14 protein-coding genes are annotated in these 21,930 nt (G+C 36.1%); 9 read left to right on the top strand and 5 right to left on the bottom strand.

Features of this window, described 5'->3' with window-relative positions:
* Positions 1–6: 6 nt before the first annotated feature.
* From FOL89_RS08170 to FOL89_RS08145, 6 genes are all read left to right on the top strand, one after another.
* On the top strand, positions 7–843 hold the full coding sequence (locus tag FOL89_RS08170) for a LamG domain-containing protein (protein ID WP_144282336.1): 837 nt from the start codon (positions 7–9) through the stop codon (positions 841–843).
* A gap of 3 nt (positions 844–846) precedes the next feature.
* Positions 847–2,238: a glucoamylase family protein gene (locus FOL89_RS08165; RefSeq protein WP_144282335.1), complete on the top strand. Its 1,392-nt coding sequence runs from the start codon at positions 847–849 to the stop codon at positions 2,236–2,238.
* 67 nt (positions 2,239–2,305) lie between these two features.
* Complete coding sequence (locus FOL89_RS08160; RefSeq protein WP_144282334.1) at positions 2,306–3,688, top strand: glucoamylase family protein; 1,383 nt, start codon at positions 2,306–2,308, stop codon at positions 3,686–3,688.
* Positions 3,689–3,947: 259 nt separating this feature from the next.
* Complete coding sequence (locus FOL89_RS08155) at positions 3,948–4,655, top strand: carboxylesterase family protein (RefSeq protein WP_144282333.1); 708 nt, start codon at positions 3,948–3,950, stop codon at positions 4,653–4,655.
* Positions 4,656–4,992: 337 nt separating this feature from the next.
* Entirely contained in the window at positions 4,993–7,320 is a 2,328-nt protein-coding gene (gene bglX, locus FOL89_RS08150; protein WP_144282332.1) for a beta-glucosidase BglX, read from the top strand.
* A 413-nt stretch (positions 7,321–7,733) separates the two neighbouring features.
* Entirely contained in the window at positions 7,734–10,601 is a 2,868-nt protein-coding gene (locus FOL89_RS08145; protein ID WP_144282331.1) for a M16 family metallopeptidase, read from the top strand.
* A gap of 97 nt (positions 10,602–10,698) precedes the next feature.
* Here the strand turns inward: FOL89_RS08145 and FOL89_RS08140 are convergent, their stop codons facing one another.
* The 4 genes from FOL89_RS08140 to FOL89_RS08125 form a co-directional block, all read right to left on the bottom strand.
* Positions 10,699–13,251 (bottom strand): fibronectin type III domain-containing protein, encoded by a 2,553-nt coding sequence (locus FOL89_RS08140; RefSeq protein ID WP_144282330.1) that lies wholly within the window; start codon positions 13,249–13,251, stop codon positions 10,699–10,701.
* A 280-nt stretch (positions 13,252–13,531) separates the two neighbouring features.
* Positions 13,532–15,673: a S46 family peptidase gene (locus tag FOL89_RS08135; protein WP_144282329.1), complete on the bottom strand. Its 2,142-nt coding sequence runs from the start codon at positions 15,671–15,673 to the stop codon at positions 13,532–13,534.
* Positions 15,674–15,800: 127 nt separating this feature from the next.
* Positions 15,801–16,445 carry an MgtC/SapB family protein gene (locus FOL89_RS08130; protein ID WP_144282328.1) on the bottom strand — a complete coding sequence of 215 codons (645 nt, stop codon included), beginning with the start codon at positions 16,443–16,445 and terminating at the stop codon, positions 15,801–15,803.
* Positions 16,446–16,530: 85 nt separating this feature from the next.
* Positions 16,531–17,289 carry a response regulator transcription factor gene (locus tag FOL89_RS08125; protein ID WP_144282327.1) on the bottom strand — a complete coding sequence of 253 codons (759 nt, stop codon included), beginning with the start codon at positions 17,287–17,289 and terminating at the stop codon, positions 16,531–16,533.
* A 76-nt stretch (positions 17,290–17,365) separates the two neighbouring features.
* On the opposite strand from FOL89_RS08125, the gene FOL89_RS08120 reads away from it, so the two are divergent.
* Together FOL89_RS08120 and FOL89_RS08115 are read left to right on the top strand one after the other, a co-directional pair.
* Complete coding sequence (locus FOL89_RS08120) at positions 17,366–17,926, top strand: sugar O-acetyltransferase (protein ID WP_144282326.1); 561 nt, start codon at positions 17,366–17,368, stop codon at positions 17,924–17,926.
* Between the two features lie 120 nt (positions 17,927–18,046).
* Positions 18,047–18,622: a DUF1349 domain-containing protein gene (locus FOL89_RS08115; RefSeq protein WP_144282325.1), complete on the top strand. Its 576-nt coding sequence runs from the start codon at positions 18,047–18,049 to the stop codon at positions 18,620–18,622.
* Positions 18,623–18,820: 198 nt separating this feature from the next.
* Here the strand turns inward: FOL89_RS08115 and ligA are convergent, their stop codons facing one another.
* A complete protein-coding gene (ligA, locus tag FOL89_RS08110; protein WP_144282324.1) occupies positions 18,821–20,821 on the bottom strand; it encodes an NAD-dependent DNA ligase LigA in 2,001 nt (666 codons plus the stop codon).
* Between the two features lie 192 nt (positions 20,822–21,013).
* Here ligA and FOL89_RS08105 point away from each other — a divergent pair, with 192 nt between their 5' ends.
* Positions 21,014–21,757 (top strand): glycerophosphodiester phosphodiesterase family protein, encoded by a 744-nt coding sequence (locus FOL89_RS08105; protein WP_144282323.1) that lies wholly within the window; start codon positions 21,014–21,016, stop codon positions 21,755–21,757.
* The last annotated feature ends 173 nt before the right edge of the window (positions 21,758–21,930 follow it).

Below are 21,930 nucleotides of genomic sequence, written 5' to 3'. Positions count from 1 at the left end.
ATAAAAATGAAAAATATATTTAAAATTTTTAGTATCTTTTCGATAGGAATTTTAGTATTTTCTTGTCAGGATCTTGATAGACCAGATATTTCAAATGATTATCCTAAAGACACAAATATTCCTGGGGGGCCTCTCAAATTTTATACAGCATTTGATGGTACTACAAATAATCCGTTAATGAATGCAGTAGATAGTATTCGTGCCAAATTTCCTTCGGATAATCCTTTAATATCAATTGACGGGATAAAAGGGAAAGCTTTACAAGGAGCTAAGTACAAATATGTGAAATATTCTAGTGCCAATGATTTTGCTCAAAACGCGAGAAGTTTTAGTATCTCGGTATGGGCTAAAAAAGGTACATTGGCAACTGATCATATTTTCAGTCTTCCTGCATCATATACAGGCAATGCTGCCGCAATGTTTTTGTTAACAGAAGGAAGTGTAGCAACACCGCTTATCAAGTTATATGTTAAAGATTCTACAGGTGATAAATGGTTTGAGTGGGTTGGTGCCAATTCAGTACAGGGGTTTTATGATGGTAACTGGCATCATCTTGTATTTGTATATGATGGGCTGACATCTAAAATGACTCTATATTATGATGGAGTTGCTCGATCTCATACACCGGAATGGAATGGTCATGGAAACATAATTTTAGAACCAAGTAAAATTACTGGACTGAAAATTGGGGCTGGTCCTCAGGAGTTTACTGCTCAACAAATTCAAAATGGAGCTAGTGATTGGTTGAAAAACTCATGGACTGGAAGTATAGATCAATTTAGAATGTATACTAAAGCCTTAAGCTCAGCTGAAGTTACAGATCTTTACAGTAATAAAAAATAATTGATGCACAAAAATTCAATATTAACAATAGCAACTGCCATATTTCTATGTGGCAGTTGTTCTTCAGATTCTGTTGTAGAAGGAACAAATGAACCTCCTATTGTTACACCGCCTAATAGCAATACCTACACCGACACCCAACTCGTCGAAATGGTGCAGAAAGATGCGCTTAAATATTTTTGGGATTATGCAGAGAGCAACTCTAAATTAGCCAGAGAAAGATACCATACCGATAATCCGGGACAAGATGCTCACGTTGTTTCAGCGGGAGGATCTGGTTTTGGACTGATGACAATTCTGGTAGGTATTAAGAATGGTTACGTTACAAAAGCTGAAGCAGTCTCAAGATTATCAACCGCATTGAATTTTCTTCAAAATGCCGACCGTTTTCACGGAGCATGGCCCCACTGGATGAACGGAAATAATGGTCAGGTAATTCCATTCAGTCAAAAAGATAACGGCGGAGATTTAGTAGAAACAGCTTTTTTAGCTCAGGGGTTAATTTGTGTAAGAGAATATTTTAAAAACTCTACAGATCCTTCGGAGATTGCATTATCACAAAAAGCCGACACCCTTTTCAAAGGAATTGAGTGGAACTGGTACACCAAAGGAGAAAATACTTTGTACTGGCATTGGTCACCTAACTATAATTTCGAAATGAATATGCCGCTCAAAGGTTTCGATGAAGTTTTAATTACGTACGTACTTGCAGCTGCATCACCAACTCATACCATAAATAAGCCGGTTTACACAAACGGGTGGGCGAGAAATGGAGCTATTGCAAGTCCGGCATCGCAATATGGTTTACCTTTGGTAGTTAATCATAATACAGCACCCGGGAATGTAGGACCTATGTTTTGGTCACACTATTCTTTTTTAGGGCTTGATCCACGAGGATTAACAGATGATTACGTTAATTATGGCAATGCTACTACAAATCATGCAAAAATCATGTACCAGTATTGTGTGGCAAATCCGAAAGGCTGGCTAGGTTACAACTCAAAAAGTTGGGGACTTACCGCAAGCTATTCCCGAAATCCAAGCACAGGAGGAGATGATTATGCTGCACATCAGCCAAGCAATGATTTAGGAATCATCACGCCTACGGCAGCATTGTCAAACATGCCTTACACACCAGTGGAAAGTATGAACATGCTCAGATTTCTTTACAACGAGAATTACAGTAAGTACATTGGTGTTGCAGGTCCTTATGATGCATATTCGGTACATTACAACTGGGTAACGCCAAGATATTTAGCCATAGATCAGGGAACCATTGCTCCTATGATAGAAAACCATAAAACTCAGTTTTTATGGCAGTTATTTATGAATGCACCGGATGTAAAACAAGGTTTAATCAAACTTGGTTTTCATTCTACGCAATACGGATTTTAATAAATCAAAAATTTTGCTTAGCTGAAGTTTAAAATCTTCTGTTAAGTTTCAACTATAAAATTTAAAAATGAAAAAGATACTATTGACAGGAGTTTTAGCATTAGCTGTAATTTCCTGCAAAAACAACCAGATCAATCAGAATATTTCAAAGGCAACTACCGTCAAAAACAATATCGCTGACGAGCAGCTGATGGACAAAGTTCAAAAAGATGCACTCAAATACTTCTGGGATTATGCAGAACCCAATTCGTTTTTGGGGAGAGAGCGTTATCATGAAGATAATGTTTACCCTGACAAAGACAAGCACGTTATTACAACAGGAGGTTCAGGATTTGGTTTGGCAACAATATTAGTCGGAGTCGAAAGAGGTTTTGTGCCAAGAAAGGAAGCTGTAAAAAGGCTCACAACCATGATGGACTTTCTGGCGAAAGCTGACCGTCACAAAGGAGCCTGGTCACACTGGATTAATGGTGAGACAGGCAAAACCGTTCCTTTCGGAAAAAAAGATAACGGTGGAGATTTGGTAGAAACAGCATTTCTAACTTCAGGTATTTTGATGGTTCGCGAATATTTCAAAAACGGAAACGCCGAAGAAAAAGCTTTAGCCAAAAAATGTGACGAACTTTGGAAAGGAATTCAATGGAACTGGTACACCAAAGGCGGAGAAAAAGTTTTGTATTGGCACTGGTCACCAGAATATCAGTGGGATATGAATTTTCCTTTGCAGGGATATAACGAATGCCTGATTACTTACATTTTGGCAGCTTCATCACCTACCTATTCTATTGATGCAGAAACCTATTACAAAGGTTGGACAAGAAACGGAACTTACCTTTCTGATAAAGAAAAATACGGACTTCCGATGTACGTGAAGCACAACGGAGCCGAAGAATATGGCGGACCTCTATTCTGGGCGCATTATTCGTATATCGGTTTAGATCCTACGAATTTATCAGATAAACTCATCAAAAATTATTTTGATTTAAACAAAAATCAAGTACTCATTGATTACAAGTACTGCTTAGAAAACCCGAAGCAATGGAAAGGTTACGGACCCAATTATTGGGGACTTACCGCAAGTTATACACGCAATAAAAACGGCGGAACCGGTTACAATGCACATTTTCCGCAGAATGATCATGGAGTAATCACTCCTACAGCAGCATTGAGCAGTTTTCCGTATACTCCCAAAGAATCAATGGATTTTCTGAAGTTTTTATATAATCACAAACCCGAGTTTATAGGAACTGCAGGTCCTTACGATGCAACTTCTATTCATTATGATAACTGGTTTACGCCAAGGTATTTAGCGATAGATCAGGGAACAATTGCGCCGATGATCGAAAATTACCGAACCGGATTTCTCTGGAAATTGTTCATGAATGCACCGGAAATTCAACAAGGATTAAAGAAATTAAGTTTCAAATCAGAAAAGTATAACATCAAATAATTTTTTATTAGGAGCTATTTCCCGCTATCCGCTGTATCTTTTTTGTTGCAGTCTCCGCTTTGCTCCGCCTGCAACAAAAAAGGATGCCGCTTCTATCGGGGCTATTAATAACAAACTGAAAAAAAAGCCTTATCAAGGCTGACAAAACAGAATTTCTGATAATAATTAAAGCTCCGTAGGAGCGACCAGTTAATAGCAAAATAAGAATAGTTAAGAGAGCTCCGTAGGAGCGAACTGTTAATTAAAACATCGATTTAAAATGAAATTAAACTTAAAATTACTTCCTGTTTTATTCTTCGGACTTACCACACTTACCTCAGCTCAGGAGATAAAAACAGAACTTAATAAAGAAATCAAAAGACAGGAAAAAATTTCCTACATTTTAGATTATCCGAAAAATGCGAAAGGAAATGTTCCTTTGATGGTGTTTTTACACGGTTCCGGCGAAAGAGGCAATGATCTGGAAAAAGTAAAAGCACACAGTCCGTTTACATACAAAAATCTTATCAAAGAACCGGTTGCCATCTTGGCACCGCAATGTCCTGCTGATACATGGTGGGATACAGTAACCGTGTATCATTTAATCAAAGAAATTCAGGCAAAATATAAGATAGACGATTCCAGAATTTATCTTACCGGACTTTCCATGGGAGGGTGGGGAACATTAAAATTAGCAATGGAGCATCCTGAAATGTTTGCTGCGGTAGTTTCTGTTTGTGCGCCTACAGATAGAGTAATGTATGCCAATATTCATCAGTACAAAAATTTAAACATGAAAATTTTCCATGGCGGAATGGATGATGTGGTTTTACCGGAAAATGCTTTTAATTTTTACCAAAAACTTCATCCCATCAATCCAACAGCGGAATTGACGATTTTCCCAAATGACAATCATAATTCGTGGGATTCCACCTATTCCAATCCTAAGCTATATGAATGGATGTTAAGTAAAAAGAAAGAAAAATAATTAGTTGTCTTGGCTAATAAAACAGTTTTAGAGATTAAAAAAAATGAATATCCGCAATAAGTTATAGTAAAAATCTTTGCGATAAAAAACTCTATATGATTAAAAGCGGCTAATCATTAAAAAAAAATTGATTGTCCATAATTTGTCATAATAGAAAAACCTTTGAGTTCTTTGATGAGTGAAATCGAAGATTCAACGAAGTCAAAGGCTTTTGCGAACTTAAAAACAGCGGGTATATAAAAGAATCTTAGCGATCCTTTGCGTTAAAAAAGTATTATAATTTATAACGGATAATCATTAAAAAATTAGAAAAAAATAAATAAAAGAAGATAGATTTATGAGAAAGTTTATTGTAATAGCCACTTTGGCACTTGCACCTATGTTTTCGGCGCAGGAGATCGTCACGAAACCCGTTCAGTCTTTTCAGACCGCACAATATCAGGCTAAAAAGAAAGCTTTCGTAGAAAGTCTTTTAGCAAAAATGACTTTAGACGAGAAAATCGGACAGCTCAATTTACCAAGTTCAGGAGATTTTACCACAGGTCTGGCTAAAAGTTCAGATATCGGGAAAAAGGTAGAGCAAGGTTTAGTAGGCGGATTATTTAATATAAAAGGTGCTGATAAAATCCGTGCAGTGCAAAAAGTTGCTGTTGAAAACAGCCGACTGAAAATTCCTTTGATCTTCGGAATGGACGTTATTCATGGTTACGAAACTACTTTTCCTATTCCTTTAGGTTTAGCAGCTTCATGGGATATGAATCTTATTCAGCAGTCAGCAAGAGTAGCAGCAAAAGAAGCTTCTGCAGACGGAATCAACTGGACTTTTTCGCCAATGACAGATATTTCCCGCGAACCAAGATGGGGAAGAGTTTCTGAAGGTTCCGGTGAAGACCCTTATTTGGGAAGCGAAATTGCAAAACACATGGTGTATGGTTATCAGGGAAAAGATTTGTCTGTTAGCAATACCATTTTAGCTTGTGTAAAGCATTTTGCACTGTATGGAGCAGGTGAAGCAGGACGAGATTACAATACCGTAGACATGAGTCATGTAAGAATGTTCAACGAGTATTTTCCACCTTATAAAGCTGCGGTAGATGCAGGGGTAGCTTCTGTGATGGCTTCTTTTAATGAAGTAGACGGAGTTCCGGCAACGGGAAGCAGATGGTTGCAGACAGAAGTTTTGAGAAACCAGTGGAAGTTTAAAGGTTTTGTAGTAACGGATTACACAGGGATCAACGAAATGGTAGATCACGGAATGGGTGATCTTCAGCAGGTTTCGGCCTTAGCTTTAAAGGCAGGAGTTGATATGGATATGGTAGGTGAAGGATTTTTAACAACGCTTAAAAAATCTCTGCAGGAAGGAAAAGTTACTCAAGCTGAAATTGATATGGCAGCCAAAAGAATTTTGGAAGCGAAATATGATTTGGGATTATTTGATAATCCTTACCGTTACGGAGATGCAAAATTGGCAGCAAAAGAGGTTTACAATTTAGAAAACCGAAATATTGCAAGAAATGCAGCAGCGCAATCAATGGTTTTAATGAAAAATGATAATCAGGTTTTGCCTTTGAAAAAATCAGGAACTGTTGCCGTTATAGGACCATTGGTTAACAACTCAATGAATATGGCAGGAACGTGGAGCGTTGCCGCAAAACATGCGAATGCTGTTAATTTAATGCAAGGTTTGCAGGCTAATTTCGGAAAAGAAGTGAAATTTATTTCTGCTAAAGGAGCCAATATTGATTATGATGCAAAATTGGAAGACATTTATGCAGCTCATGGTAAAAAGACCGACAGAGATAATCGCCCTAAAGAAGTTTTACTAAAAGAAGCAGTGGATGTTGCCAAAAAATCTGATGTTATAGTTTTGGCAATTGGTGAATCTGCGGAGATGAGCGGTGAGTCTTCTTCAAGAACTGAAATTACGATTCCACAGTCTCAGATTGATTTACTAAACGAATTAAAGAAAACAGGAAAACCAATTGCGGTGGTACTTTTCACGGGTCGTCCTTTGGCTTTGACGAATATGAAAGATGCTCCTGATGCCATTCTGAATGTTTGGTTTGCGGGTTCAGAAGCCGGAAATGCAATTTCTGATGTCCTTTTCGGAAAAGTAAATCCTTCGGGTAAACTGCCAATGACTTTTCCAAGAAGTTTAGGTCAGGTTCCTATCTACTACAATTCAAAAAATACGGGACGACCTTTGGCGCAGGATAAGGTAGATAAATGTCAGTACGAAAGGTTCCGTTCCAATTATATGGATGAGTGCAATACGCCGTTATATCCGTTTGGTTTCGGTTTAAGCTATACTAAATTTAATTATTCTGATATTACCGTATCGAATGCAAACCCTAAAGGCAATCAGACGATTCAGGCTTCAGTTACGGTTACAAACTCCGGAAATTATGATGGAGCTGAGGTTGTTCAATTATATATCAGGGATATGGTGGGAAGCATCACAAGACCGGTAAAAGAGTTGAAAGGCTTTCAGAAAGTTATGTTGAAAAAAGGAGAATCTAAAAAAATCACTTTTGATATTTCTCCTGAACAGCTGAAATTCTATAACGGTGAACTGAAATATGATTGGGAACCGGGTGAGTTTGATATCATGATCGGAACCAATTCCGAGGATGTAAAACACTCAAAAATTAACTGGTCAAAATAAAGTTTTCAAAGCCGGCTTCAGAAAGAGCCGGCTTTTTTTTATTAGATTTTCCGTCAATTAATTCAGATTAAAGATTTTCATTTATTAAAGAAATTCTATTTTTTATATTAATGATTTTCCGCAATATGCCATTAATTAAAAACCATTTGCTGTAATGATTATTTTCCAAAACGGAAACAATGGTTATTCACAAAGCTCACAAGATTATGTTTTTGGTGAAATCTTTAGTGCACTTCGTGGCTAAAACCGGAGTATGATCAAAAACCAATATTCAATTTATATTAAAAAAATGGTGAGTATCTTTTCCATCAAATCATCAATTTTCTCAATCATCATCATTAATATTCCACTTTCCACTTTCTAATCCGTAAATTTGTAAGCTTTCTGAATAATCAGAATTCATCTTTTTTGTTATGATGCATAAGAAATATATTGAACAGACACAATTTGATAAAAATAATTATGAGTACATTACCGTAGAGCATGATGAAAATAAGGTAAGAATTTATACCATAAAAAATGGGCTTAAAATTTTCCTTGCCCAAAACTTTGATGCTCCCAGAATACAGACTTTTATCCCCGTAAAAACGGGAAGCAATAATGATCCTTCAGATAATACCGGTCTCGCTCATTATCTGGAACATATGATGTTCAAAGGAACATCAAAACTAGGAACAAAAGATTGGGAAAAAGAAAAGGTTTTGCTTAATCAAATATCAGACTTGTTTGAAAAGCATAAAGCTGAATCTGACCCTGAAAAAAAGAAGGAAATTTACAAAGAAATAGACGAGCTCTCTCAGGAAGCAAGTCAGTATGCTATTCCAAACGAGTATGATAAAGCTATTTCGTCTTTAGGAGCAACAGGAACCAATGCGCACACCTGGTTTGACGAAACGGTTTATAAAAATAATATTCCTAAAAATGAGCTTGAAAAATGGCTCAAGATTGAGAAAGAAAGATTTTCTGAAATGGTTTTGAGACTTTTTCATACAGAGCTGGAATCTGTTTATGAAGAGTTCAACCGCGCTCAGGATAACGATTCAAGATTGGTAAATTATGAGTTGATGGATGCCTTGTTTCCAAACCATCCCAACGGAAAGCAAACCACACTCGGAGATCCTGAACATCTGAAAAATCCTTCTATGAAGGCAATCCACAAATATTTTGATGAATATTATGTACCTAATAATTACGCTATTGTTTTAGTTGGAGATCTTGATTTTGAAGAAACAATTTTCTTGGTTGAAAAATATTTTGGTGCAATTCCTTATAAAGAATTACCAAAGAAAGATCATATTGTTGAAAAACCATTGACAAAAATTGTTGAGAGAGTTGTAAAAAGCCCGACCACGCCAAGAGTTCAGTTAGCCTGGAGAACAGATAGTTATGGCACCCGCGAAGCAATGCTTGCGGATATTACCGCCAATATTTTAAGCAATAGAGGAGAGGCAGGACTGCTGGATCTGAATATCAATCAAACTCAAAAGATGCTTTGGGCACAGGCATTTTCTTTAGGTTTAAAACAATACGGATATTTCTCTGTTGTAGCCGTTCCCAAAGAAAACCAATCTTTGGTTGAGGCAAAAGCAATGATACTGGAGCAGATTGAATTAGTAAAGCAGGGAAACTTTCCGGACTGGATGCTTCCTGCAATTATTAATGACTTTAAAATACAGCGTCAGAAAGGGCTGGAAACAGCAGAGGGTTTGGCAACCAATCTGTATGATACTTACATCAAAGGAAAAACATGGGCTGAAGAATTAAATGAAATGGATGTTTATGCTTCATTCACAAAAGAAGATATAGTAAGTTTTGCGAATGATTTCTTCATAGATAATTATGTAGTGATCAACAAAGAAAAAGGGGTTAACGATAAACTTTTAAGGGTTGAGAATCCCGGAATTACACCTGTAAAAATTAATCGTGAGGTACAATCTGATTTTTTACTGGAAATTTTGAATGATAAGAAAGATGATATTCAGCCAGAATATATTGATTATCAAAAAGAAATTTCTACGGATGTTATCAAAAATAAGAAGCTGAGTTTTGTGAAAAATAAATACAACGATATTGCTCAGGTACATTTCATTTTTCCGATGGGAAGCGACCATGATCGGAAACTGGGAATTTCAACTCAGCTAATACAATATTTAGGAACAGAAAAATTTTCGCCGGACGATTTAAAGAAAGAGTTTTTTAAAATTGGGATCACCAATGATTTTAAAACCACTCCAGACCAGCTTACAATTTCTTTGAGCGGATTGGAATCTAATATCGAAAAGGGCATAGAATTGCTTCTTCATTGGCTTTCTGACTTAATGCCTGATCAAAAAATCTACCAACAGTTTGTGTCCACTGTTCTTGAAAGCCGGGAAGCTGGAAAAAAAGATAAAAACCGGATCATGACTGCTCTTACTACGTATACGAAGCTCGGGAAAACGTCAAGATTTTTGGATGTGATTTCTAAAGATGAGCTTCAAAATACAGAGGTAAAAGATTTTACTGACAGAATGAAAAAGCTTTTTAGCTACCCCTATCAGGTTTTCTTCTACGGGAAAGATTTTGAAAGCTTCAAGAGCTATATTCCGAAATATATTACAAATGAGACTTTGAAGGTTTCTCAACCTAAAAAATATCCCGAACCTGAAACTTCAGGGATGGTCTATTTTACCAATTACGATATGGTACAGATGGAAATGAGTAAAATTGGAAAAGGAAATTTTGTAAATCCTGAAAACTTTGGGAAAATCAATGTTTTTAACGAATATTTTGGTCGTGGTTTGTCTTCTATTGTGTTTCAGGAAATAAGAGAAAGTAAAAGTCTGGCATATTCTGCCTATGTTTCTTACGCTCCCAATTCCGAACTGAAGCATCCTGATTATATAAGTACGTACATTGGGACACAACCCGATAAACTTCAGCTTGCGGTAGAGACGATGGCAGGTCTGATGTCGGAACTTCCGGAATTTTCTGTTCAGTTTGAAAATGCCAAAAAATCTGCTCTTAAACAGATTGCTTCAACAAGAATTACCAGAACCAATATATTCTTTAATACTTTACGACTCCGGAAACTAGGAATTATGCATGATTTCAGAAAAGATATCTATCACCAGATTGAAAATCTGAAATTTGAGGATTTAAGATATTTTTACAATCAGGAAATAAAATCTATCCAGTTTAATACTGCAATTATTGGGAAAAAAGAAAACCTGGAAATGAGTGCAGTTAACGAAATGGGAAGTTTTAAGGAGCTTAGTCTGGAAGAGATTTTTGGGTATTAATATAGATGAGTTTTTAATAAATTTTAGCTGAGGATTATCAATTAAAAAGGTCGGAAGAATTTTCTTCCGACCTTTATTGATAATTGAACTTGATATACTATTTTTTAATAGCTTTCAATGTCTGTTTCGTACCGTCGTTCATGTGAAGAACTACCATATACATTCCTGAATTTAAATCTCTTAATTGGAGTGTAGAAGAAGGTTGGTCAAAAGTTTTTACTAATCTGCCTGTAATATCCATTACAGAAATTGATTTTACATTCTTGATGTCTGAAATATTCAATACATCAGAGAAAGGATTTGGATAAACTTTAATATTATTTTTAGTAATATCGGTCTCTGACGTTCCAAGACAAGCAGAAGAGTCTGCAGTTGCAGTAACCTGTTGTCTTGCTGATTCACATCCTGTTACAACTTTCCAGTCATAGAAATAATAATAGCTGGTTGAGGTAGCATTTCCTGAACAACAGTTTCCACTGGTAATAGATAATGCGCCTGGTACTGTAAGTGGATAAGATCCCCAAGATGTTCCGGATTCTCTTATTAATCCTGTTACAAGACCGGTTCTAGTCATCATCATTAATTTGTAACCAGTACCCACAGGAACTGTAAAATTAAGAGGAACATAAGTTTTTACAGGCGTTGAACTACCAGTTAAATTTACCGTGATAGATTGTATAGTCGTTGCCGGAGATACGCTTCCATCCTGTAAAGCAATAGTTACAGTTCCAGCACCGGTTCCGGTAGGATAAACATATACTCCCTCTAATATGAAACTATTTGTTGCATTGAAAAATAAACCTGCTTCCAAAGTATAACCGCTTGTTGAAATAGCATTCGTTAAACCTGCCGAATTGGTAGATCCGGTTGTAGCAGAAGCCCAGTAATTTGTTGTTGATGTAATAGCTGGAGTAGTGAAAGAATTACCTGTTGCTATTGCAGTTCCTCCTGTTGCAGAATTATACCAATTAACTGTTGCTCCTGTATCTGCAGTAGCAGAAAGAGTTGCTGTATTCCCAGGGCATACAGTAGCTCCTGTTGTTGATAGAAGCACAGGTGGTTGACACAATGTGGTGAAAGAAGTTACACTTGTCCAAACACTTCTGTCTGTGCCTACACATACCGATCTTACCCAAACATAATATTGTGTAGATGGCGTCAACCCGCCGATGGGTGCTGTAGTTGTTGTAGAAGTTACGGAATTTGTTGCATCTAAAACTGTACTTGATGTAGGTGCAGTACTTGAAGTACTGTAATAAATCTCATAGCCATTAGAAGGTGCTGTTGAAGGAGCTGTCCAAGATGCGGTACCACTGTTTGGTGTTATAGTCGTACTGTCGACAGTTAAAGCGGTAGGTTCTATACAAGTGGCTAAAGTAGTAAATGAAGCAGAAGTTGTCCATGCACTTTTGTCGGTACCTGTACAAGCAGATCTTACCCAAACATAGTAGGTTGTAAAAGGTATTAATCCGTTGATAGTGGCTGAAGTACTTGTAGAAGTAGTAGAATTTGTAGGGTCTAAAACAGTGCTTGCTGTAGGGGCAGTGTTGGAAGTACTGTAGTAAATTTCATATCCATTTGTTGGAGCTGAAGGTGAAGGATTCCATGATACGACAGCGTCATTTGCTGTTATTGTAGCACTTGCAACAGTCACCGCAGCTGGAGCAACACAACTTGGAGGAGACCAAGTAAAAGTTAATCCCGAAGCAGGAAAATTCGTATTATCTCTTGAAACAGTAGCATTGTTTGCTGTTCCTGCAGATGTATTGTCCCAAGGATTTCCTACAGCTCCTGATCTGTTATTAAAATCAGTATTTGTAGCACCTCTTAAGCCGATCTGATTGGTTCTGGATGTCGCATTAACATTATAGGAAGGTCCATATACTGTAGAAACTGTGTTTGCAGTTTCAGATAACCTTAGTTGAAAATTGAGATGGTTACTTCCAGACACAGCAGAATTGAAATCATTATATCCTATCCATTCAATCACAAAAACTCTGTTGGGAGCTGTACCTTCAACAGAAGTTAAAACTTTACCGGATCCGTACCTCACAACAGCAGCAGAAGAACTAGAAGTAGCAGGCGCAGACATTGTAATGGTTCCCGCTGTTTCATCAAATGCTGTAATTGTAGCTCCTGCAGGTATTCCATTTGCATTATTCAAAGCTTTTCCTACTTCAATTCCTTTAAATGAAGCGACATTAGTAATCACATTTGAGCCACTTGTAGTAACTCCTGATGTAATAAATACTCCCCACAAGTCTCTGTTCATCACACCCACAGCTCCATTGTAAGCAGTTGAAGAAGATATAACACCGGAGCTTGTGCTTGTTGTTGCACCAAATACTGCACCTCCGTTAGAATTTACATAAATTGAGGTGTAATCTGTTGCGTTAAAATTGAAATTGAAAGGAAGTGTGACAGTCCATCCAGTAGTGTCATTGGTGGTGGAAGTTGTTGCTTCACTTCCGGTAACAATAGTACCTGTTGCTGCAATACTATTAAAGGTTCCGTTGTTTTGTGAAAAAGTGTAATCACTTACTTGGGCATTTAAGCTCTGGATTGCCCCAAATAACGCAAGAATTGAAATTCCTGTCTTTTTTAAACCGTTACTGTTCCACAGTGACGGACATTTGTAGTGTTTTCTCATATTCAGTTTAATTTATATAACTATCGCAAAAGTAATCAATATGTGAATATAAATAAGATATAATGGTATTTTTTTATAAATATTTTAATTATATCTTATTTATTGTATTTATTTATAAATTAAAAATTGTTCTTAACATAGTGTAATTTTAAAACTTGTGGTATAATTTTATAGAAATTTTAAAATAAATAGAAAGAATAAATATAAATTTTTACTTACAAATTAAAAAATAAAAGTCCCGAAATTACTTTCAGGACTTTATCATGTAAACTTGCTATTTTTATTTTACAATCTTCATTTCATTAATCAGCCATTTAGAATCGGCAAACTTATCAATGATAAAAAGAATGTATTTCGTATCAACCATAATATTTCTACTGAAACGAGGGTCATAATTGATGTCACTCATAGTGCCTTCCCATTGCCTGTCAAAATTCAACCCAATTAAGTTTCCTTTTGCATCCAGAGCAGGACTTCCGGAATTTCCTCCCGTTGTATGATTGGTTGCCGTAAAACCAACAGGAACATCACCTGTTTTATCCTTATAAATTCCGTAATCTTTTTTGTTGTAGAGATCAATCAGTTTTTTTGGGACATCAAACTCATAATCTCCGGGAACATATTTTTCCATTACTCCCGCTAGATGCGTTTGATAATCGTAGGAAACGGCATCTCTTGGAGTAGAACCCTTTACCTGTCCGTATGTTACACGAAGCGTAGAATTGGCATCAGGAAAGAATTTTCTGTCCTTATCAGTTTCCATTTGCTGCGCCATATATTTTTTCTGTAAAGCATCAATCTGAGTCTGTAAAGAAGTGAATTGAGGATCTACAGATTTCATATAAGTATTTTTCATATTCATAAATAACTCATAAACAGGATCTTTTTTAATAGTTTTAATTAAATTATCCTGATCAGAAAAAGCTTTATCAATATTTTCGCTTAATGAAGCTCCGTTTACATATTTTCTTCCCGTAATCACAGAATTCTTTGAAAGCTTTTCAAAACTGATGATGTTTTGGTTTTCATCTTTAAACTCTGCAAAGCCGTCTGGTAAAAACTGTGGCGCAGTTTTGTTTGCGTAAAGTGCTAAAAGTTTGGCAGTTACTTTAGCATCAAGCTCTGCATTATAATTTTTGTAGAACGAACTGAGTCTGCTCTTGAATGACGTAATTCCTTTTTCATCAAGTTTTCCGGATTCATAAGCAGAAATAAAGTTAGAAAAAAGATTACCAAGCATTAGTGTCTCTGCATTTCTTACAACTTCGCTGTAGTAAGCATTGTTCAGTGCAAAAGGAGCTTGGTTTGCATACAGTTGATTGATCTGGTCAATTGTTGATTTTATTGCAGGATTTTTGGCAGCCAAAGAATTTTCGTAATTTTTTTTCTTCTGAACGGCATTAGATTTTTTCAGACCTTCTACCTCACCGATCCATTTTTTCCAATAGTTGGCTACAGAAGCATATTTTGATGCGTATTGTATTCTTGTGGCATCATCGGCACGCATTTTTTCATCTAAAGTTTTCAGAGCGACGTCGCGTACTGCAATTCTTGCAGGATCTATTTCGGTCATAATTTTTTCTACGGCGATGGCAGGAAGATATTCTGTTGTTCTTCCCGGAAATCCGAAAACAAAAGTGAAATCATTTTCATTTTTATCTTTGATGGAAACGGGAAGATAGTGTTTGGGTATATACGGAACATTATCTTTAGAATATTCTGCAGGTTTATTGTTTTTATCAGCGTAAATTCTGAACATAGAAAAATCTCCCGTATGTCTTGGCCAAACCCAGTTGTCTGTATCACTTCCAAATTTCCCGATACTTTGCGGAGGGGCACCAACTAAGCGTACATCTTTATAAGTTTCAATCACGTAGGCATAAAATTTATTGCCGTAGTACATCGACTTTACAGAAATTGACTGGTAATCTTCAATTTTTTGAGATTTTTTGTAAGCATCAATATTTGCGGTAATTTTTTTTGACAACTCAGGCTCCTGAAGGTTTTCTGTTCCCTGAAGAATCTGTGTTGTTACTTCCTTTATATCAACAATAAAATCTACGGTAACTCCCGGATTTGGCAGTTCGGAATTCATGTTTTTAGCCCAGAAACCATTGGAAAGAAGGTCGTTTTGTACTGTTGAATGTGACTGAATCTGCCCGTAACCACAGTGGTGATTGGTAAGTAATAATCCTTTAGGAGAAATAATTTCTGCTGTACAACCGCCGTTGAACTGTACTACTGCATCTTTAATACTCGGTTTTTTGGTGTTGAAAATATCTTTTGCAGAAATTTTCATTCCGAGATCTTTCATTTCCTTTTCATTAAGCTCGGTCGGAATCCACATTCCACCGTATTGCTGTGCAATTCCAAGAGAAAAACTGAAAAATGCAGAAGCAATAAGAATATTACGTTTTATCATTATTAAAAATTTTGTCTAAAATAAGCATTTTAGTTTTTTTATTAAAGTAAAACTCAGGTTTTAGATTTATGATTTATAAATTTGTGGAAATATGATTGCTTTTTTTAACAAAAGCAATGAAAAGTTATTAAAACTCGTAGGAAAAGATTTTCTCATCCTTCATCAGGTGTTTTATCAAAGCTTCGTGGTTTTCATTTTTTCCTGCAACAACCCAAGACGTAGTCATGGTTCCCTGATTGTATTTCTGTTTGGCAATTTTAGATTTCAGCTGGTATTTTTTAAATAGGTTTTCGCAGTAAGACACCGATTGAAAATCGGTTACAGCAATACTGTACTCACGGATTTTATGATAACTGTCGATAAATTTTTCAAAAAAATTGAGCGAACTGAGAACCAGAAGAATAAGGAATGTTCCCAGAATGGATAAATAAACATAACCGGAGCCTACTGCCATTCCTACAGAAGCCGCTGCCCAGATTGTTGTGGCAGTTGTAATTCCGTCTATTTTTGTGTCGCCTTTAAAAATTACACCGGCTCCCAAAAATCCAATTCCGGTAATGATATTGGCAGCAATTCTGTCCGGATCATCAACTCCAATTTTAATGGATAAAATAGTAAAAAGACAAGACCCGAAACAAATCAGAATAAAGGTACGCAAACCCGCAGATTTGTTTCTGTATTCACGCTCTGCTCCGATTAAAATTCCCAGTAAAACGGAGATAAATATCAATAAAAGTTCGTTCTGAATAGAGTGATCTTTAAGGAAATCCATTTCTTATATTTGAATAAAATTACGATAATTATCAATTGATTAAAATAAATTTAAAAATTTCCTCACACAAATTATTTTTCAAACATCAAATCCATTTCAGCTTTGCGGCCATTGTACAAGCTTCTGTTGTATTTCCTACGCGCATTTTTTCTAAAATATTTTGTCGGTGACGGTTTACGGTATTGATGCTGATAAACAAAAGTTCTGCAATTTCTTTACTTCTTTTTCCAGTCTGAATCATTTTTAAAATTTCCTTTTCACGAATTGATAAGAATGCGGAATTTCCATCTTCTGTCTGATGAATTATTGAGTTATCTGCAGTATTGATAATCATCCCGTGATGGAGTGGCGAATTCAGAAAATCAAAATGGTAAAGACAAAGCGCCAGTTCTATATTTTTATCACTGGCATTTGTGAAATAAAACATTTTGTGCAAAAGTGCTTTTTGAGAGGGATTATCGGCAATTCTCAATCTGCTCACCACATAATAATCTTTATGCTGTTCTACAGGAATTGTTTTGATAAACTGGAAAAACTGGAGTTCAAGCAAGTGTTTCTGCAAAAGACCTTCAGAATCTAATTTTGCAAAAAGTTCTTCTTCCCAAATGCTTTCAATCTCCTGAATGTTTTTATCCCGAAAAATATTGAGTTGGTCTGCCAATTTTCCTGAATAAACATAGCTTTTATTATGTTGAAGGTCACTTAAAACAGCAATGCCATTTTCCAATTTAACAAAGTTTTGAGCAATCTCCCGGCATTCTTTTAATTGAATGTTTTCGTTGCCTGTGATTGAAAAGTTCTGTTGCAAGAGTTTTTCGTTGAGGTCAGATTGGATGGGTTTCATTTTAAATGGTTATAAATCAGTATTGATTTCGCTGTCTTAAGTTTGTAGATTTGCTCATTATCAACGTAAAAATACAATGAATAATCTGAACGAAAAAGAAAAAATGCTAAACGGGGAAATCTATGATGCTTCTGACAAACTTCTCGTACAAGAAAGAGAAAATGCAAAAGATCTCTGTTTTGAGTATAATCATCTCCAGCCTTCAAAGATTGATGAGAGACAAATTTTAATCAAAAAACTCTTAGGAAAGACTACAGAAAACTTTCATATCGAACAGCCATTTTACTGCGACTACGGTTACAATATTGAGGTCGGCGAAAATTTTTACACCAACGTCAATGTCGTGATTTTGGATTGTGCAAAAGTGACTTTCGGAGACAATGTTTTCATCGCTCCCAACTGCGGATTTTACACAGCGGGACATCCTTTTGACGTAGAACAGCGAAACAAAGCTTTAGAATATGCTTATCCTATCACGGTAGGAAATAATGTCTGGATCGGAGCAGGTTGTAGTATTCTTCGGGGTGTTACGATTGGTGATAATACTGTGATAGGAGCGGGAAGTGTAGTCACAAAAGATATTCCTGCCAATGTTCTGGCGTTCGGTAATCCCTGTAAAGTGATACGAGAAATTTAATGTACATCTATTAAAATCAGTTAATTCTGCGAAAACAAAAAAATATATGAAAAAATTAATACTGTCATCAATTATAATTTTAAACTTTTTTCAAGTAGTAAAGCACAGTCTCTTGAGAAAATGATTTGGTTCAACGAGCCTCAACAATGGGAAATCAAAGACAAAAAACTGATAATGAGTGTCACTCCGCAAAGTGATTATTGGAGAATTTCACATTATGGCTTTACAGTAGATGATGCTCCATTTTATTACTCAACTTATGGCGGAGAATTCGAAGCAAAAGTAAAAATCACCGGAGATTACAAAGTCCGTTTTGATCAGATGGGGTTGATGCTGAGAATTGATGAACAAAACTACATAAAAGCCGGAGTAGAATTTGTTGACGGAAAATTCAATCTAAGCACCGTTGTAACCCATAAAACCAGCGACTGGAGCGTTATTGTTCTTGAGAAAACACCACCTTTTGTATGGATAAAAGCTGTCAGAAGATTAGATGCCGTTGAGATTTTCTATTCATTCGATGACAAAGAATACGTAATGATGCGAAATGCTTATATGCAGGACAATACACCCGTGAAAGTCGGGGTTATGGCGGCAAGTCCCGATGGGAATGGCTTTAAAGCAATATTTGAAAATTTTTCTGTGAAACATCTTCCGGATCAGCGTCGTTTAGAATGGCTGAAGAAAAATAAATAAAATAATACTGCATAAAAAACTCTCAGAAAGCTAAATCTGAGAGTTTTGTTTTTTAGAAGCCGGGAACCTGCTTTCCGCTGTATCTTTTGTTCTGCTTTGCTCCACAAAAGGATGTCGCTGCAATCAGGGCTAGGTAATTCAGTCTATTTTCAAGTTTTCATATTAATTCAGGGACTCTCCGTTCCAAAAACTTTCAACTTAACCAATCAAATCCAGAAACTGCTGTTCATCCAGAATCTCGATTGTTCCAATATCCTGTGCTTTTTTCAATTTACTTCCGGCTTTTTCACCTACAACAAGATAATTCAGATTTTTAGAAACAGCCGAAATATTTTTTCCGCCGTGTTTTTCTACCATTTCTTCGGCCGCTTCTCTGGTGAAAAGAGAGAGTTTTCCTGTGAAGAGAAAAGTTTTTCCTTCCAGTACATTCGATAAAACTTCATTAGTGTTTTCTCCTTTTTCCAGCTGAACACCGTAGGACTTGAGTCTTTCCAGCATTAAGATGTTTTCAGAATTATTGAAGAAGTCAGCAATGCTTTCTGCGATTTTTACACCAATATCTTCCACCTGACAAAGCTCTTCCACTGTTGCTTTTTTTAGGTCATCAATCGTTGGGAAATTTTTCACCAGTTTCTTGGCAACGGTTTCTCCAACATGTTTTATGCCTATTCCGTACAACACTTTTTCAAAAGGGATTTCTTTTGATTTTTCGATTCCTGAAATAATATTCTGTGCAGATTTTTCCGCCATTCTTTCCAACGGAAGCAGCTGTTCTTTGGTCAATGCATAAAAATCAGCAGGATTTTCAATCAGTTTTTCTCTGTAAAGCTGTTCAATGGTTTCACTTCCGAGATTTTCGATGTTTAAGGCTTTTCGGGAAACATAATGAATCATTCTTCCCACAACCTGTGGCGGACAGTGTAAGTCGTTCGGACAAAAATGAATAGCCTGATCTTCTACTTTTACCAATTCGGTTCCGCACTCCGGACAGTTTTTGATGTATTTAATTTCCTCACTGTCTGAATTTCGTTTTTCTGTGTTGACACCAACAATTTTTGGGATAATTTCACCGCCTTTTTCCACGTACACAAAATCATGCTCGTGAAGATCCAGTTTTTTGATGATATCCTCGTTGTGCAGAGATGCTCTTTTTACGGTAGTACCTGCCAATAAAACAGGTTTCAGATTAGCAACAGGAGTGATGGCTCCGGTTCTTCCGACCTGATACGAAACACTTTGCAGTTCTGTTTCTACTTTTTCGGCTTTAAATTTATATGCCATTGCCCACCTTGGAGATTTTGCAGTGTAACCAAGCTGGCTTTGTTGCTTCAGAGAATTTACTTTTAAAACAATTCCGTCAATTTCAAAAGGCAGATTGTGTCGTTCGGTATCCCAGAAATTGATAAACTCTTTTATTTCATCCAAATTTTTACACAATTTTGCCTGATCAGAAGTTTTGAAACCCCAGTTCTGGGCTTTATGCAGCAATTCCCAATGGGTTTCTGCGGGAACTTCGGCAGATACAAACTGATAAAGAACAGAAGACAGTCTGCGCTTTCTTACTTCACCGCTGTCCTGCATTTTCAGACTTCCGCTGGCTGTATTTCGGGGATTCATGAAAGGATCCAGACCTTCTTCCTCACGAAGCTTATTGATTTTATCGAAATTTTTTCTTGTTAAATAAATTTCACCTCTCATAAAAAATCTTTCAGGAAAATCTCCCGTGAGTTTCAGGGGAATATCTGAAATAGTACGAACATTGGAGGTAATCTCATCACCCTGAAAGCCGTCACCTCTTGTTATAGCTTCTGTAAGTTTTCCGTTCTCGTATAGAATTGAGATAGAAGCTCCGTCATATTTTAGTTCTGCTACAAATTCTACCGGGTCATCAATGGTTTTAATGATCCGTTTTTCCCAATCTGCAAGATCATCAAAATCATAAGAATTATCTAATGAATACATTCTGAACTGATGCTGCACCGTTGGGAAAATTTTTGTAACACCGCCGCCAACACGAATCGTAGGAGAGTTGTCATCATGAAATTCCGGATATTTCGCTTCCAGATCCTGAAGATTTTTCAGGAGCAGGTCAAATTCCATATCTGAAATGCTTGGCTCATCTAAAAGATAATAATTTTCATTATGCTGATGAAGTTCTTTTCTCAGTTGTTCGATTGTATGTTGAATATTTTCAGACATCAGATTTTTTTACTTTGCAACAAAAATAATAAGTATTGAGGAGATTTTCAGATTAAAATTAATATTCCATTAAAACTAATATTCATTCTTTTTAACAGTTGATATAAAATGTCTTTATAACTTTGCATGATTGTATGTTTTCTTCTGTTTCTTGAAATACAAAGAAGAAATTTCAGTAATAAGTAATTTAATATGAAAAAAGTAATTTTAGGACTAGCTATTGCAGGGACGGTTTTTATGAATGCTCAAACAAAGATCATTGCACACAGAGGGTATTGGCAGACACAGCCAAAAACAACAGAAAACTCCATCAAAGCTTTGAAAAATGCCCAAAATCTAAAGATTTATGGTTCTGAATTTGATGTTAGAATGACAAAAGATGGCGTTTTGGTGGTGAATCATGATGAGCATCACGACAAGATGGAAATTTCTGAAACGGGTTTTAAAGAACTAAAAAAAGTAAAACTTTCCAATGGTGAAAACTTTCCGACCTTGAAGGCTTATTTAAAGCAAGGTAAAAAAGACAAATCTTTGAAGCTTATCGTTGAAATCAAGCCGGATAAAACCAAAGAAAAAGAAGATGAAATGACCGCAAAAACAATCCAAATGATTAAAGCTATGAAGCTGGATAATCAATGCGAATTCATTTCTTTTAGTCTGAATATTTGCAAGGAAATTAAAAGATTGGAGCCTCAATTTAAAGTTCAGTACCTGAAAGGCGAACTTTCACCTCAGGAGATAAAAAAGCAGGGTCTTGATGGTCTTGATTATCATTACAGTGTTTTTCAGAAAAACCCGACATGGATTTCTGAAGCCAATAATTTAGGATTGATTACTAATGCATGGACTGTAAATGATAAAAAAATTGCTGATGAACTGAAGGCACAAAACATTGGTTTTATCACAACTAATATTCCGGATCAGCTTAAAGATTAAGAACCTAAAAATTTTAAAGATATAATCTGCTTCTTTGAGGAGCAGATTTTTTTATTTTTCAAATTGAAATTTTTTCTAAACTGAAAATTTTTTGAGAGAAAACTCTCAAAATTACTTTAAATAAAGGGAAAGTATATATTAATAATACTTAATTTCTTTAAATACCTGCAATA

It is taken from the genome of Chryseobacterium echinoideorum, from assembly GCF_007474535.1.
GTDB lineage: Bacteria > Bacteroidota > Bacteroidia > Flavobacteriales > Weeksellaceae > Chryseobacterium > Chryseobacterium echinoideorum.
Note: the sequence above shows the minus strand (reverse complement) of the source record. Positions and strands in the feature narration are given on the sequence as shown.